Raw genomic sequence first — 15320 nt, forward strand, 5'->3', positions numbered from 1 at the left:
CACACCCGTCCGGCGATTGGCTTTAAGGAACGACCGGCCGAACCCCCGTGTATGAGCGACGATTCACCGGTGAAGATCGGGACCGCAGTGTACGACGCGGACGGCCGCGAGATCGGGACGGTCCGCGGGTTCAACGACGACGGCTTCTTCGTCACGACCCGCGAGGGCGTCGCCGCGCTCTCCGTCGAGCACGAGCACACCCCCCACGACCTCGGCGAGGCCGAACTCCTCTGGCGGTGTTCGGACTGCGGTGCGGTCGGCGAGGTCGAGGACATCCCCGACGAGTGTCCGGACTGTAACGCGCCGCGAGAACACCTCTACTACTGGACGGAGGACTGAGGAGTCCGGCGACGCCGTCGCTACGCGCGTCGAGAAAAAACGGAAGAACGGTCGTTTAGAACGGGGCCTGCGGACCTTCGTCGGTCTCGGAGTCGTCGTCCGACGTCTCGCCGGGGAACGACGGAGACATGCCGCCCGAGTGGCCGCCCTCCATTCCGGTGTCGGCGTTGACCGTCTCGATCTCGGGAATCTCCTTCGTCATCCGAGCCTTGATCGCCTGGATCGTCATCGGGGAGATACCGCATCCCGAACAGGCACCGCTCAGCTGGATGTCGACCTCGCCGCTCTCGCGGTCGATGTTCGTAATCGAGGCGCTCCCGCCGTGCATCTGGATCTGTGGGAAGTTCCGCCGGAGGAAGCTCGTGACGCGCTCCTCGAGGTCGTCCCCGGACTGACTCTCGGTGCTCATACGTGGCAATAGGTGATTCGCGGCCTTAGGCTTTTGGTTGCCCGCCGTCCTCGCCCTCGCCCTCGAAACCGAAGGCGACTCGGAGCTGGTGTTCGATCCCCTCGACGTAGCGTTCGAGGACCGCCTCCGCCCTTTCGGGTTCGACGACGCCGTCGAGTCGCTCTATCGGATCCGCGGGGAGGTCGACGCTGAACTCGCCGTCGCCCTCGTAGTGGGGCTCGCTCTCGTTGAGCACCTGCTGGTCGAGCGAGTGGACGAGCGTGCTGTCGTATCGCTCGTTGAGGTCGTTGAACGCGCGCTTGTACGCGGTCTGAAGCTGGGCGAAATACTCCGTGTACTTCCCCTCCTCGAACTCGTCGGGCGTGAAGTCGGCCATACGAGACGTTCCGCCGCGGAGCGCCAAAAGCCGGGCGGTCCGCGTCTATATATTCTATACCGCGATATCAAATCGTCCGGGCCATCGTCAGCTCGACGCGCCCGCGGCGTTCGACCTCGAAGTCGAACCGCCGGTAGAGCGCGCGCGCACACCGATTCGACGACTCGACGGCGAGCCAGACGCGCCCACCACCACGCGTCCGGTGGGCGCCGAGGAGCCCGCGGAGGAGGCCGGTCCCGACGCCGTTTCCGCGCGCGTTCGGGGCGACGAAGACGGCGAGCTCGTGCGCGTCGCCCGCCTCGATCAGCGCCGCGTGTCCGACGATCTCGCCGTCGCGGCGGGCGACGACGCCGTGCGCGTCCAGCAGCGTTCTAAGCCACTCGCGGCGCTCGTCGGCGTCCGTCGGGGGGAGACCTTGCGTCCGATCGGTGAGCGGGAACGCGTCGTACATCGCGGCCAGCGCGTCGGCGTCGCCCGCCGTCGCGGCCCCGATCTCGACGCGCGCACCGTCGGCCGCGCGAAAACTGAACGGGGGGTCACAGAGCAGTTCGTCCGTCGTCGTCGTCCGCGTCGCACTCTGAGTCATCTGGGTGGTGTCGTGGGAAGCGGTGGGCTCTCGGCTCGCGGGTCGATCGTCTGGGTGTACCGGCGCGCGTGTGCTACGGGTGCGGTCATACGACGCCGTACGACTTCCGCCCACAAAACTATAACGGTCGTTCGTTATGAACCGAGCTGCTCACTGACCGCCGCGTCGGCGGCCGCGACGAAGTCCGTCTCCCGGCCCGCCGGCACCGTCGCGCCCGCCGCGACCTCGTGGCCGCCGCCGTCGCCGCCGACCGCCGCCGCGGCCTCCGCCGCGACCGTCGAGAGGTCGAGGCCGCGCTCGACGAGTCTGGGCGTCCCCCGCATCGATACCTTCACGCCCGGCTCGTCGTCCCCGCCGTCGTCCTTCTCGGCGAACGCGATGATCGGGACGCCCGCCTCCACGCCGTCCTCCCCCATCGCCATCCCGGCGACGATCCCGACGACCGTCTCGGGCAGGCGATCCCCGGCGTGGAACCACTGCACGTGCGACTCGCGCTCGACGCCGACCTCTCGAACCACGTCGACGCCCGTCGCCAGCGTCTGACGGTGTTCCCGCAGGAGGTCGCGCGCCGCATCGAGGGGCGCGCCGCGCTCGCCCCGGCAGACCGCGAGCCCCACGGCCGCCCGGTCGTAGCGCGCCGTCGCGTTCAGGAGCGTGGAGAACTCGCTCGCGTCCCGAAGCTCGCTCCCCCGCTCCTCCCCGCACAGCGTGTACGTCGTCCCGATCAGCGCCTCGATCTCGTCGGCCCCCACGCCCGTCCGCATCGCCCGCTGGACGAGCGCGCTCACGACCGTCCGGCGCGCCGCCGTGTCGAGATCGGCCCACGCCTTCCACTCCCCGTCCTCGCGCAGTTCGGCGTCGAGGCCGTCGAGGAACCGGAGCGCGCCGTTCCGATCGCCAGTGATCCCCGGTATCGGCACGTCGCTCGCGTACGCGAGCAGTTTCGGCAGCGGGCGCGTCTGCGTCCCGAACACCGCGAGGTCCTTCGAGGCGTCGAGCACGCCCGCCTCGACGCCCTCCGCGACGATCCCCGCGTTCGCCCCGATCAGCTCGCCCTCCACGACCTGCATGTCGCCGACCGCGCCGACGACCGCCAGCGCCGCCAAGTCGCGGTTGTCTCCGTCGTCCCCTTCGAGCGCACGCGCGACGCAGTAGCTCGCGCCCGCCCCGGAGAGTTCGCTCCCGCCGTCGAGTCCTTCGAGCAGGGGATTCAGGTGGAACTCGATCGCGGCGTCCGCCGGCTGGTGGTGGTCCGCGATCACCGGCGTGAACGCCTCGTAGTCGGTGATGACGTCGAGCTGGCCGCTCCCGAAGTCGGTGAAGAAGACGGCGTCGTAGTCGGCCGCCGCGTAGCGCTCGACGGCCTCGCGGTCGAGTTGCTTCTCGAAGACGACGTCGTGGGCGATGCCGGCGCGTTCGAGCGCCGTGCTGGCGATGCCGGCGCTCGTCAGGCCGTCGGCGTCGATGTGCGACGCGAGCAGGAGGTCGTCCGCCGCGCGGAGCCGCTCGGCGCACCGCGCGGCCCGCGTCGCGAGTTCGGGAACGGGCGCGTCCATGGCGTCCCGATACGCCGTCACGTCCGATAAACGCCCGTATCCGCGTCCGCCGTGCGCGCCGTACTACCGTGCGTCTACTCGTGACGGCTCGGTGCGGCTTCCTCGACGACTGCGGCCGCGAGCGCGTCGAACGACGCCTCCTCGGGGACGACGTCGACGTCGATCCCGTGGCGTTCCGCCGTCCGCGCCGTCGGCTCGCCGATACAGCCCACGACGGCGTCGTTCAGCCCCGCGAGCGCGTCGTCGCGGACGCCGCGCGCCGCCGCGGCCTCCAGGAAGTGCTCGACGGTGAGCGAGGAGGTGAACAGCGCCGCCTCCAGCTCCCCGTCGGCCGCGCGCTCCGACGACACGCCGGCCTCGGGCGGCCGGACGAGCCGGTAGAGGACCGTCTCGTGGACGTACGCGCCCGCGTCTTCGAGGCCGTCCGTGAGCACCGCCGAGCCGTGATCCGAGCGCGCCACCTCGACGCGCGCGCCGTCCACCTCGTCCGCGAGCGCGTCGACGAGGCCGGCGCTGGAGAACTCCGCCGGGACGCGATCGACGGTGTAGCCCGCATCGCGCAGCGTCCCGGCCGTGCGCTCACCGATGGCGCAGACGGTCGCCTCTCCGGGCTCCCAGTCGGTCTCGGAGACGAGCTCGACGCCGGTCTTGCTCGTGAAGATCGCGTAGTCGGCGTCCTCGCGCGCGCTCGCTCGCGTCGGCTCGACGGCGAGCATCGCGTCGGGCACTGGCGTCGCGCCGAGCGATTCGAGCAACTCGGCGGCGGCCTCGAGGCGACCGTCGTCCGGCCGGAACACCGCCGCGCGAACCTCTCGGGTCATCGCAGGAACGCCTCCAGTTCCTCGCGGACGCCGGCGACGCCGCCGATCACCGTCACCGCTGGCGGCTCGATGCCGACCTCGTCGCGCGCCGCGACGATGGTGTCGAGGGTCCCGGTCGCCACCCGCTGATTCGGGCGCGTCCCGCGCTCGACGAGCGCGACGGGGGTCTCGGGGTCCATCCCGGAGTCCCGGAGCGCCGCGGTGTAGTCGGGGAGTCGCGTGACGCCCATCAGGACGACGATGGTCCCGCCCGCCGCGGCGAGCGCCGCCCAGTCGACGCTCGACTCGGGCTTCGTCGGGTCCTCGTGGCCCGTGACGAACGTCACCGACGAGGCGTGATCGCGGTGAGTCACCGGGATGCCGGCGACGCCCGGCGCGGCCACTGGCGACGTGACGCCCGGCACGACCTCGAACGGAACGCCGTGGTCCGCGAGGTACTCGGCCTCCTCGCCGCCGCGCCCGAAGACGAACGGGTCGCCGCCCTTGAGGCGGACGACGCTCTTCCCGTCGGTCGCGTACGCGACGAGCCGTTCGTTGATCTCCGCCTGCGAGGTGCGCTTGTCGCTGTGCGCGCGCTTGCCGACGTCCTCCGCGTTGCCGTCCGGGATGAGATCGAGGATCTCCGGCCCGGGGAGCCTGTCGTGGAGGACGACGTCCGCGCTCTCCAGGAGGTCGCGAGCCTTCACGGTCAGGAGTCCGGGATCGCCCGGCCCGCTCCCGACGAGGTAGACGGTACCGGCCTCGGCGGTCGTCATTCCCCCGTCGCCTCCGCGATGAGGGTCGCCCCGCCCGCGTCCGCGAGGTCGGCGGCGAGCTCGCGCGCCTCGCGCGCGTAGTCGTCGAGGTCGAGTTCGCGCGTCTCCGTCACCGCGCTCGTCCCGTCCGCCGAGTAGACCTGCACGTCCGTGCGCACGACCTCGCCCTGCAGGAACGCGTGGACGCCGATCGGCGCGATACAGCCGCCTCCGAGCGCTTCGAGGACGATGCGCTCGACCGTCGTCTCGACGCGCGAGCGCGGGTGATCGAGGGCCGACTGGATCGCCTCCGCGACCTCCGTCCCCTCGCGCGCCGTCACCGCGAGCGCGCCCTGCCCCGGCGCGGGGACGAACTCGCCCGTCGGGAGGTCGACGAGATTCACGCCGTGCGCCAACCCCGAGCGTTCGAGCCCGGCGCGCGCGAGCACGATCGCGTCGTACTCGGTGTCGACCTCGCGCCCGAGCGCCCGCTTCTCCAGTTCCGTGAGCGAGTCGAACCACGACTCGACCGTCTCCTCGTACTCCCGCTCGACCTCCTCGGGATCTTCTCCCTCCGCCGTCTCCGCGCGCTCACGCTCCGCTTGGTACGTCTCCTCGGCCTCCCGGCGCGCCTCGTGCTCGGCCTGCAGGTGCGTCGCCAGCAGCTTCTCGACGCGCGTGTCGACGTTCCCGCGGAGGCCAGCCACCTCCAAGTCCGGTCGGTGCGCGCGGATTTGCGCACCCCGCCGCATGCTCGACGTCCCGACGACCGCGCCCTCCGGCAGGTCGTCGAACGCGGTGCCGTCGGGCGTCACGAGGGCGTCGCCGGCGCTCGCCCGTCGCGGGACCGCCGCGACGACGAGGTCCTCGGGCATCTCCGTCGGCACGTCCTTCATCGAGTGGACCGCGGCGTCCACGTCGCCCTCGAGCACGCGCTCGTCGAGCGCGCGGACGAACGCGCCCGTCCGCCCGAGGTCCGCGATGCGCTCGTCCGTGATCCGATCGCCCTCGGTCTCGACCTCGACGAGGTCGACGTCGTGGCGTCGCTCCTCTAAGGCGGCCTCGATCTCGCCCGCCTGGCGTAGCGCCAGCGACGACCCCCGCGTCGCCAGCCGAATGGACTCCTCTCGCATACTCTCTCTTCCGATACGCGTCCTGAAACCCCCTTCGGACCGCCGATCAGTACGCGACCCGACGGTCGCTCACAGCGCGTCCCGGTAGGCCTCGATCGTCTTCTCGACGTCCGTCGCCGTGTGGGCGTCCGAGACGAACTGCGATTCGAACTGGTTCTGCGAGAGCATGACCCCTGCTTCGAGCATCTGCGGGCGGAAGACGCGGTTCCAGCGCTGGACGTTCGCGCGCCCGACGGCCGCGCCGTTCCGCGGCGCCTCGCCGTCGCGCGTGAAGACGACCTTGAACATCGAGTCCGTCCCGACGACGCTGTACTCCGGGGCGTGCTCCGCGACGACGTCGCGCAGTCCGTCGCGCAGTCGCTCTCCGAGGTCGTTCACGTGCTCGTAGACGTCGTTCTCCGCGGCGTACGTCAGCGTCTCTAGTCCCGCCGCCATCGTCACCGGATGGCCGGAGAACGTCCCCGCTTGGAAGACGTTCCCCGCGGGCGTGAACTCCTCCATGATCTCGGTCTTCCCGCCGATCGCGCCGATCGGGAAGCCGCCGCCGATGACCTTCCCGAACGTCGTGAGGTCGGGCGTGATCCCGTACTTCCCCTGCGCGCAGGAGAGCCCGCCGACCCTGAAGCCCGTGATGACCTCGTCGAAGATGAGGAGGGCCCCGTGGTCCTCGGTCAGATCGCGCAGCGTCTCGTGGTAGTCCCCGCGGGGCTCGACGATCCCCTTGTTGGCGAGGATCGGTTCGACAAGCACCGCCGCGATGTCGTCGCCGTGCGCCTCGAAGACCTCGGTGACGGCCGCCTCGTCGTTGAACGGTACCGTCAGGGTGTGCTCGGCGAACGACGCCGGGATCCCGGGCGAGGACGGCGCCGTCTCGTCGCCGTCGCCCTCGACCAGCGTCGACTCCTGAGCGCCGTGATAGCCGCCCTGCATCACCACCACCTTGTCGCGCCCGGTGTGACCGCGCGCGAGGCGGACGGCCGAGACAGTGGCCTCGGTCCCGGAGTTCACGAAGCGCACCATCTCGACGCTCGGCACGTGGCGCGCGATGAACTCCGCGTGCTCGACTTCGACCTCGGTCGGCATCCCGTACATCGGCCCCTCGCTCGCGCGCCGTTGGATCGCCGCCTGCACGGCGTCGGGGACGTCGTGACCGAGGAGGAGGGGTCCGAGCCCCATCACCCAATCCACGTACTTCTCGCCGTCCGCGTCCACGATGCGGCCCGCGTCGCCCTTCCGCACGAACGTCGGATACGGCTGTGGCGCCGCGCGGACCGAGGAGTTCACGCCGCCCGGCAGCACGCCCAGCGCCCGGTCGTAGAGGTCGCGCGAGGTCTCGCGGTTCATACGCGAGGACAGCGCTGCCAGCGGGAAAGTCCTTTCTGAGCGCGCGACCCACCGGCCGATCGAGACGCCGATCGGCCGTCGCCGCGTCGTCCGGGCCGACGATCGGCTACCGCGCGCGTGAGGGGGTTCGACCCGCTCAGACCGCTTCCGGGCCGGTCTTCCCGGTCCGGATCTGCGTGGCGGCGCTGACCGGGAGGACGAACACCTTGCCGTCGCCCTTGTTCCCCGTCTTCGCCCCGCGGCAGATCGCGTCGACGACGTCGTCGGTCGGCGCGTCCGCGACGACGCACTCCACCTTCACCTTCTGGTGGAGGTCGACGACGTACTCTTCGCCGCGCCACTGCCCCGTCGTCGCGGGCTGGCTCCCGCGCCCCGAGACGTCCGTAACGGTGAGCGACGGCGCGCCGATCCCGGCGAGTTCCGTCTTCACCTCGCTGAGCTTGTCGGGCCGGATGTAGGCCATCACGAGTTCGATGTCGCTCGCCGGTCGGCCGCCGTCGGTGACGACGCCGCCGTCCGGGACGCTGACGCTCTCGTGCTCGCCGAACTCGGGGTACGTCTCGACGCCGTGCATCGTGACGTCGAGGCCCGTGTTCTCCGAACCGGAGTCGACGCGCGCCCAGTTCGCGGCGCGCGCGGCGAGGAAGACGACCGCGGTGACGCCCGCGCTCAGCGCGATCACGACGCCGACCCCGAGCGCCTGCACGCCGAACGCGGCGAGGCGCGATCCCGTGAAGGAGGCGGCGACGAACGGGAACGCGAGCGTCCCGATGATCCCCGCGGTGCCGTGGACCGGGAAGACCGCGCAGACGTCGTCGACGCGCAGGTGGTGTTCCACGGCGTCGAAGACGACCGGGAGCTGCGCGCCGCCGATCAGACCGAGGGCGACCGCGCCCGGCCACGATGCGACGTCCGCAACGGGCGTGACGCAGACGAGCCCGGCGAGCAGGCCGTTGGCGAGGAAGAGCGTGTCGAGCTTCCGCGTCTTGTACCACGCGACCGCGCCGGCGCCGACGCCGCCGAACACCATCCCGAGCGTCGTGTCGAGGGCGACCCGACCGACGTACGAGAAGCTATCGAGGACGAGCTGCCCGTTCTCCACGGCCAGGACCGACGCGGCGGTCCCGACGTTGAAGCCGTACCACCCGAAGCAGAGGATGAGCGTCCCGAGGACGGCGAGCGTGATGGAGTGGCCGGGCATCACGTTCGTCGAGCCGTCGGCGTCGAAGCGCCCCCGCCGCGGCCCGATGAGATACGCCCCGACGAGACCACCGACGCCGCCGAGCGTGTGAACGACGGCTCCGCCCGCGAAGTCGTGGAAGCCGAGGGTCGCGAGCCACCCGCCCGACCAGACGAGCCCGTCCGCGACCGGGTAGATGACGCCCGCGATGACCGCCGTGTAGACGACGTACATCCGCGGCCGCGTCCGGCCGGCGAGCGCCCCGGAGACGATGTTCGCCGCGGCGATGGCGAAGACGCCGCCGAAGAGCCAGCTTGTCCACGCGCCCGTCTGATCGGCGGGCGTGTACACGCTCATGAACGCCGCACCCACGTCGAGCACGCCGCCCCCGGTCACCTCGCCGACGACGGTCGCCACCGCGGCCCCGACGCCGAAGAAGACGATGAACCCGACGACCATCGTGATGATCGTCTGGGTGAGCTGATTCGCGACGTTCTTCGCCCGCACCTGTCCCGCCTCTAGCATGGCGAATCCCGCCTTCATGAAGAAGACGAGGAACGTCACCAGCAACAGCCAGACGAGATTGACGCCGGTCGCGATCGTCGAGAGGTCGCTCACGGCGTCCCCTCCGTGATACCGTCGGTGATCGTGTCGTGCTCAGTCACGGGAGATCGCAAGCCGTCCACCGATAAAAGCCCTCGCTTAAAAATTCTCGTGTATACGAACTTCTACTGAACACGCATCCAATGTTGGGACAATATAACTCCGTATAAGGGTAAATGAGCCCGGTGGCGCGGCAATTGTTGCGAAAAACGCGAGCGTCCGTACACCGGCCTCGAGGCGGTGAATCCACGCGGCGGCGGGTGGCGCCGCCGGTCGACGGGTGACTGAGTACGACGAACGTGGTCGTCGACCGGAACCACAGCGAGGCGGCTCAGGGTACGACGATCACCCCCGGGTCCGGTCGCCGCGCGCGCGACTGACCGCGACCTTTCCCGACGCCGGGGCGGTCGGGCCCCACGCGGGCGTCCCGTGCCACCGCGTCGGCGCCGGGGGTCACGCTCAGACCGCCTCCGGGCCGGTCTTGCCGGTGCGGATCTGGAGGGCGTCCTCGACGTCGATGATGAAGACCTTCCCGTCGCCGGGCTCGCCGGTCTTCGCACCCTCGCGGATCGCGTCCGCGACGTCCTCCGCGGGGATGTCCGCGACGACGCACTCCAACTTCACCTTCTGGTGGAGGTCGACGACGTACTCCTCGCCGCGCCACTGCTCGGTCGTCGAGGGTTGGCTCCCGCGCCCCGAGACGTTCGTGACGGTGAGCGACGGCGCACCGACCTCCGCGAGCGACTTCTTCACCTCGCCCAGCCGGTCGGGGCGGATGACCGCCATCACGAGTTTGATCTCACCGTCGTCGTCTTCGGCGTCGACGTCCTCGCCCCCGTCCGCGCGGAGTTCGCGGTCGTCGACGTCTACGCCACCGTCGGTGCGGATCTCGTGCGTGTCCTGCGTGTCCATGTTTACGCCGCCGTCAGTCCGAATCTCGTCGTCCGCGCCGCCGTCCGTGCGGACCTGATTGCGTTCGCCGCCGTCCGTGACGACCCCCTCGTCGACGAACTCGGGGTACGCCTCGATGCCGTGCTCGCCGCGGTCGAGCCCGATCTCCTCCTCGCTCTCGTCGACGCGGAGGCCCCAGATGCCGTCCGCGATCTTCAGCGCGATGGCGGTCGTGACGATCGTCCACACCGCGATGACGATCACGCCCGCGATCTGCATCGCGAGCTGCGGGACGAAGTCCGCGTAGCCGCCCGCGGCGAAGACGGGGATCAGGATCGTCCCGATCGCGCCCGCGCTCCCGTGTACCGCGAAGACGCCGCAGACGTCGTCGATCTTGAGGTTCTCGACGACCCAACGGTAGACGATCGGGGTCTGAACGCCCCCGACGAGACCGATGATCAGCGCGCCCCACCAGGTGACGTGTGCGCAGGCGCCCGTGATGGCGACGAGGCCGGCGAGCAGGCCGTTCGCCGCGAAGAGCGGGTCGGGCTTGCCCTCCTGCATCGTCGTGACGATGGTCGAACCGACCGCGCCGATCCCCATCGCCAGCGTCGTGTTCAGGGCGACGCGACCGAGCGCCGCGCCGTTGAAGGAGAGCGTCTGCGCGTCGACGTTCGCGCTGAGCACGCTCGCCTGCGTCCCGACGTTGAAGCCGTACCAGCCGAACGCGAGGATGAGCGTCCCGATGACCGCGAAGACGACCGAGTGACCCGGGATCGGCCGCGGGTTCCCCTCGCTGTCGAAGCGCCCGCGACGCGGCCCGACCATGTACGCCGCGACGAGGCCCGCGACGCCGCCGAGCATGTGGACGACCGTCGCGCCCGCGAAGTCCTCGTAGCCCGCGCCGATGATCTGGCCGAGGAAGCCCGAGCCGGCGAGCAGGCCGCCGCTCCACGCGAAGCCGCCGATGACCGGGTAGATGACCGCGGTCAGGCAGATGGCGAGGAACACGTACGCGGAGAACTTGATGCGCTCCGCCACCGCCCCGGAGACGATGGTCGCCGCCGTCATGGCGAACACCGCACCGAAGAGCCACCCGATCCAGCTCGTCGGTGAGTTGATGTACGCGAACGCGTTAGCGACGCTCACGGCCTGCCCGGACGTGAGCATCCCGGCGAGCGCGTAGACGCCGTTCCCCACGAGGAAGAACACGAGCACGCCGAGCGACCAGTCCATCATGTTCTTCATCACGACGTTCCCAGCGTTCTTCGCGCGGACCTGACCCGCCTCCAGCAGCGCGAACCCCGGCTGCATGAAGAAGATCAGGAAACACACCACCAGCGTCCACACCGTGTTGACCCCGCTGGCGATGTTCGCGACGTCTACCATTTCGCCCCCCCGTCAGACCGCATATCCGTTAGACGCTCGTCCACTTGAATCGCGTATTTGCGTGAAACCATCTTGCTGATCTACGAGAGAAGTGCAGGCAATGGCTAAGTATAATGCTTTGCTTTAAAATAACAATAAATAGGGTCTCGGACTGAGCATTTGACAGATACTTATTCGAGTCATGTCTGTATAAGGATGTATAATGGCCACTTCACCGGCATGAACACCGCCAAAACCGGTCGTCCGTAGTGTCTGCGGACGTACACTACAGCCCGTTTCGGACGGAATACGGGTCCCGCGCGCCGGTCAGGGAAGCGAGCGTGCGATGTCTTCCGCGAAATACGTGATTATCAGGTCAGCACCTGCACGCTTGATCGATAACACGGACTCGTACGCGCTCTCGGTCGCGTCCAGCCACCCCTTCTCGCCGGCCGCCTTCAGCATCGCGTACTCTCCCGAGACGTTGTACGCGGCGACCGGATGATCGAACTCCCGGCGGACGTCCGCGACGACGTCGAGGTACGGGAGCGCCGGTTTCACCATCAGCACGTCCGCGCCCTCCGCGGCGTCGCGCTCGGCCATCCGCATCGCTTCCCGCCCGTTCGCCGGATCCATCTGGTAGTGTCGTCGGTCGCCGAACGCCGGCGCGCCGTCCGCCGCGTCCCTGAACGGGCCGTAGAACGCCGATTCGTACTTGACCGCGTACGCCATCACGGGCACGTTCTCGTGGCCCGCCTCGTCGAGCGCCGCGCGAAGCGCCCCGACCTGCCCGTCCGCCATCGACGACGGCGCGACCATGTCCGCGCCCGCCTCGACGTGCGAGACCGCGGTCCGCGCGAGCAGGTCGAGCGTCTCGTCGTTCTTCACCGTTAGCCCCCCGCCCGTGCGCGCCCCGCCCGCCACGCCGGGGTCGGATCGGCGCTCCTCCCAGTTCTCCCTCGCGTCGCTCGCGAGAACCCCGCAGTGGCCGTGCTCGGTGTACTCACAGAGGCAGACGTCCGTGATCACGTAGGCGTCCGTCTCGGCGGTGATCCGTCGGACGGCCTCTTGGACGACGCCGTCCTCGGCCCACGCGCGCGAGCCGCGCTCGTCCTTGGACTCCGGGACCCCGAAGACGATGACCGCCTCGACGCCCGTCGCCAACACCTCCTCGACGCGCGCCACCGCCTCCGAGACGGGCACGCGCTCGTGCCCGGGCATCGACTCGATCGGCACGCGCGCCTCGGTCGTCGCGTCGACGAACACCGGCGCGATCAGATCGCTCGCGTTCAGCGTCGTCTCGCTCACCAGCCCGCGAACGCCGTCCCGGCGGAGCCGCCGCGGTCGTCGCGTCATGTCCATATCCCGTCCCACGGCGCCCGCCCGCTTATGGCTCCCGAAGGCGCCCCGCCGGGAGATTTCGTATCGCGGTATGGAATTTATGTCCTTTCGCCCGGTGGACAACTATTTGCGTTACCATCCCACATGCCGAGGCGATGACGGCCATCGCACTCGCCGTGACGGACGAGTGGGGCGAGGAGCTCCTCCACGCGTACTACACGACGTTGCAGGCCAAGAAGCGCCGTCTCCGGCCCGACGAGGAGTGGAACGATCCCGCCGCGACGCCCGGGTTCCAGCTCGGCCTCGAATACCTCGGCGAGCGCCCGTACGTCGAGGCCGTCGTGCCGGACGACCTCGGCGCCTGCCTCGACGCCTACGACGGGACCGTCACCGGCGACGCGCTCGCCGACCTCGCCGACGACCTCCGCGACGCCGCCTCCGCCGACCGGTCGTTCGACGTCGAGACCGGCCCGGTCGCCGTCTGCGAGTTCGCCGCCGAACGCGGCCACGCCGTCGAGCTCCGCGAGTAGCGTCTCTCCCTGTGCGCTACCACGCGACGGCGGCCGCGATCAGCGCGCCCGTGAGACACAGGACCGCGTAGTCCCGGCGCGCGAACGAGAGCGCGGGGGGCGTCGGGTTCCACGAGAGACAGCGCGCCCGGAGCGCGAGCGCCAACGCGTCCGCGCGACGAAACGCCCGTTCGAGCGCGCCGACCGCGAGGTGCACCACTCGCCTGTCGACGCGGCGCTCGTCGCCCAGTCGGACCCACGACCCCTCCCGGAGCCGCCGGAGGTCGGCCCGTAGGAGCGGGAGGAAGCGGAAGACGAGCGCCACGCCGAGTCCGAGGAACCGTCCCGCGCGTCCCGGAACGAGTCGCGCGATCGCCGCCCGCGATTCCCGGGGAGACGTCGTCCGCACGTACGCCGCCGCGAGCGCGAGCAGGAGCACCGTCCGATAGACGGCGAGCAGGGGATCTCGTACCCCCGCGGGCTCTATCCACGGCGGCCCGAACCGGAGCGCCCCCACGAGCGGCGCGACGAGCAGAAACGGCAGGACGCCGCGGTACTCCGCGTACACCGCACGCACCGAGAGCCCGCAGCCGCGAAGCGCGACCAGACAGACGAGCGTGAGCGCGAGCAGCCACGCCGGCGTCGAACGCGCGAGCGCGACCGCCGCGATCGCCGCTTGGGCCGCGAGCTTCGTCCGCGGATCGAGGCGGTGGCCCAGCGTGTCGCCGGGCGCGTGGCTCAGCACGGCCGATCGACCGGTACTCCCGCCAACCGCTCGACGGCGGCGTCGGGCGCGTCGTTCACGACGACCGCCCCGCCGCTCAGGACGACCAGCCGGTCCGCAGGCGCGAGCACGTCCCGGAGGTCGTGCGTGACGACGACGACGCTCGTCCCGGCGGCGTGGAGCGCGCACAATCGTTCGAGGACGCTCTCTCGCGCCGGCGCGTCGAGCCCGGTGAACGGCTCGTCGAGGACGAGGTGATCCGGGCGCATCGCCAGCGCTCCCGCGATAGCGACCCGCTCGCGCTCCCCGCCGGAGAGCGTCTCGATCCGCTCGTCCTCCCGTCCCGCCAAGTTCACCGCGTCGAGCGCGTCCCCGACGCGGTCGTCGATCTCGTCCCGGGGGAGCCCGAGGTTCTCCGGGCCGAAGGCGACGTCCGCGCCGACCGTCGCCGCGACGAAGCTGTCGCGCGGTTCCTGGAACACCATCCCGACCGCCGTCCGCGCCGCGACGCGATCCGCGCTCACCCGCGTTCCGTTCACCCGAACCGTCCCCGAATCGGGTTCGAGCAGGCCGTTCCAGTGGCGCACGAGCGTCGTCTTCCCCGAGCCGTTCGCGCCCGCGAGGACGACGAACTCGCCGTCCTCGACCACCAGGTCCACCCTGTCGAGCGCCGTCGCCTCGCCGTAGCGGTGGACGACGCCGGAGACGTCGATCACGCGCCTCGGAGCCGCTCGCTGCGCGCGGCCAACACCGCGACGACGGCCTTCAGGATCTCCCCGGGGACGAACGGCACCGCGGTCACGAGCGCCGCGCTCACCAGCGCGCGGACCGGATCGGCGAAGAGCGCGAGGTCGCCGAAGTAGGCGTACCCGACCGTCCCGAAGGCGTAGATGACGACCGTCGCCGCCGTCAGTCCGGCCGCGAGCCGCCACAGCGCGATCTCACCGGTCGGCGTCCGCTCGTCGGTCCCGTGTGCCACGTAGCCGAGCAGTCCCGCCGCGAACGGATACGACCAGAGGTACCCGCCCCACGGGCTGAACAGTTGACCGATCCCGCTCGCGCCGTACGCGTACACCGGCGCGCCGACCGCGCCCGCGACCACGTAGAGCGCGAGCGAGGCGGCCCCCCATCGCGGCCCGAGGAAGACTCCCGCGAGGAAGATCCCCAACACCTGCAGCGTGTACGGTACCGGCGAGACCGGCAACTGGAAGCTCACGTAGGAGAAGACGCCGGTCAGCGCCGCGAACAGCGCCGCTCGGACCACGTTCTCCACGACCTCGTCGCCGACGAGGGCGACCGATCCCGTGTCCGTGCTCATACTGCCCACCATTCCGTCAACCACAATCAAAACAGCGGTTTACGAGACGCGGCCGCCGTCACCCGAAAGCCTATACACGATTAGGGGT

General features: G+C 70.3%; 16 protein-coding genes. 2 read left to right on the top strand and 14 right to left on the bottom strand.

The features are described 5' to 3' along the window. The first annotated feature begins 51 nt into the window (after nt 1-51). Nucleotides 52-339, top strand: a complete 288-nt coding sequence (locus IEX91_RS00295) for a DUF7130 family rubredoxin-like protein (RefSeq protein ID WP_188876302.1) — start codon at nt 52-54, stop codon at nt 337-339. 55 nt (nt 340-394) lie between these two features. On the opposite strand, the gene IEX91_RS00300 is transcribed toward IEX91_RS00295, so the two are convergent. From IEX91_RS00300 to hemB, 11 genes are all read right to left on the bottom strand, one after another. Beyond that, the gene (locus IEX91_RS00300; RefSeq protein ID WP_188876303.1) at nt 395-748 is read right to left on the bottom strand and encodes a NifU family protein; all 354 of its coding nucleotides are present in this window, start codon (nt 746-748) and stop codon (nt 395-397) included. A gap of 25 nt (nt 749-773) precedes the next feature. Next, nucleotides 774-1124 carry a DUF5783 family protein gene (locus tag IEX91_RS00305; protein WP_188876304.1) on the bottom strand — a complete coding sequence of 117 codons (351 nt, stop codon included), beginning with the start codon at nt 1122-1124 and terminating at the stop codon, nt 774-776. A 67-nt stretch (nt 1125-1191) separates the two neighbouring features. Next, nucleotides 1192-1710, bottom strand: coding sequence for a GNAT family N-acetyltransferase (locus tag IEX91_RS00310; protein WP_188876305.1), 519 nt, complete (start codon nt 1708-1710; stop codon nt 1192-1194). A gap of 134 nt (nt 1711-1844) precedes the next feature. After that, nucleotides 1845-3266, bottom strand: a complete 1422-nt coding sequence (locus IEX91_RS00315) for a DHHA1 domain-containing protein (protein WP_188876306.1) — start codon at nt 3264-3266, stop codon at nt 1845-1847. 74 nt (nt 3267-3340) lie between these two features. After that, the gene (locus tag IEX91_RS00320) at nt 3341-4087 is read right to left on the bottom strand and encodes a uroporphyrinogen-III synthase (protein WP_188876307.1); all 747 of its coding nucleotides are present in this window, start codon (nt 4085-4087) and stop codon (nt 3341-3343) included. Further along, entirely contained in the window at nt 4084-4842 is a 759-nt protein-coding gene (gene cobA, locus IEX91_RS00325; RefSeq protein WP_188876308.1) for a uroporphyrinogen-III C-methyltransferase, read from the bottom strand. The genes IEX91_RS00320 and cobA overlap by 4 nt, the downstream gene beginning before the upstream one ends. Beyond that, on the bottom strand, nt 4839-5954 hold the full coding sequence (gene hemC / locus IEX91_RS00330) for a hydroxymethylbilane synthase (protein ID WP_188876309.1): 1116 nt from the start codon (nt 5952-5954) through the stop codon (nt 4839-4841). Before hemC ends, cobA begins: the two co-directional genes overlap by 4 nt. A gap of 69 nt (nt 5955-6023) precedes the next feature. Beyond that, nucleotides 6024-7298, bottom strand: coding sequence for a glutamate-1-semialdehyde 2,1-aminomutase (hemL, locus tag IEX91_RS00335; RefSeq protein ID WP_188876310.1), 1275 nt, complete (start codon nt 7296-7298; stop codon nt 6024-6026). A 136-nt stretch (nt 7299-7434) separates the two neighbouring features. Beyond that, nucleotides 7435-9096, bottom strand: a complete 1662-nt coding sequence (locus IEX91_RS00340) for an ammonium transporter (protein ID WP_188876311.1) — start codon at nt 9094-9096, stop codon at nt 7435-7437. Between the two features lie 444 nt (nt 9097-9540). Continuing rightward, a complete protein-coding gene (locus tag IEX91_RS16200; protein WP_188876312.1) occupies nt 9541-11361 on the bottom strand; it encodes an ammonium transporter in 1821 nt (606 codons plus the stop codon). Between the two features lie 306 nt (nt 11362-11667). Beyond that, entirely contained in the window at nt 11668-12702 is a 1035-nt protein-coding gene (hemB, locus tag IEX91_RS00350; RefSeq protein ID WP_188876313.1) for a porphobilinogen synthase, read from the bottom strand. Nucleotides 12703-12836: 134 nt separating this feature from the next. On the opposite strand from hemB, the gene IEX91_RS00355 reads away from it, so the two are divergent. Continuing rightward, nucleotides 12837-13211 (top strand): hypothetical protein, encoded by a 375-nt coding sequence (locus tag IEX91_RS00355; protein WP_188876314.1) that lies wholly within the window; start codon nt 12837-12839, stop codon nt 13209-13211. A gap of 16 nt (nt 13212-13227) precedes the next feature. Here the strand turns inward: IEX91_RS00355 and IEX91_RS00360 are convergent, their stop codons facing one another. Genes IEX91_RS00360 through IEX91_RS00370 form a run of 3 tightly spaced genes read right to left on the bottom strand, consistent with a single transcriptional unit; the run spans nt 13228 to nt 15232 of the window. Continuing rightward, on the bottom strand, nt 13228-13935 hold the full coding sequence (locus IEX91_RS00360; protein ID WP_188876315.1) for a CbiQ family ECF transporter T component: 708 nt from the start codon (nt 13933-13935) through the stop codon (nt 13228-13230). After that, nucleotides 13929-14630: an energy-coupling factor ABC transporter ATP-binding protein gene (locus IEX91_RS00365; RefSeq protein WP_188876316.1), complete on the bottom strand. Its 702-nt coding sequence runs from the start codon at nt 14628-14630 to the stop codon at nt 13929-13931. The genes IEX91_RS00360 and IEX91_RS00365 overlap by 7 nt, the downstream gene beginning before the upstream one ends. Then, the gene (locus IEX91_RS00370; RefSeq protein WP_188876317.1) at nt 14627-15232 is read right to left on the bottom strand and encodes a biotin transporter BioY; all 606 of its coding nucleotides are present in this window, start codon (nt 15230-15232) and stop codon (nt 14627-14629) included. Before IEX91_RS00370 ends, IEX91_RS00365 begins: the two co-directional genes overlap by 4 nt. Nucleotides 15233-15320 lie beyond the last annotated feature (88 nt).

This window comes from Halarchaeum nitratireducens, assembly GCF_014647155.1.
Classification (GTDB): Archaea; Halobacteriota; Halobacteria; order Halobacteriales; family Halobacteriaceae; genus Halarchaeum; species Halarchaeum nitratireducens.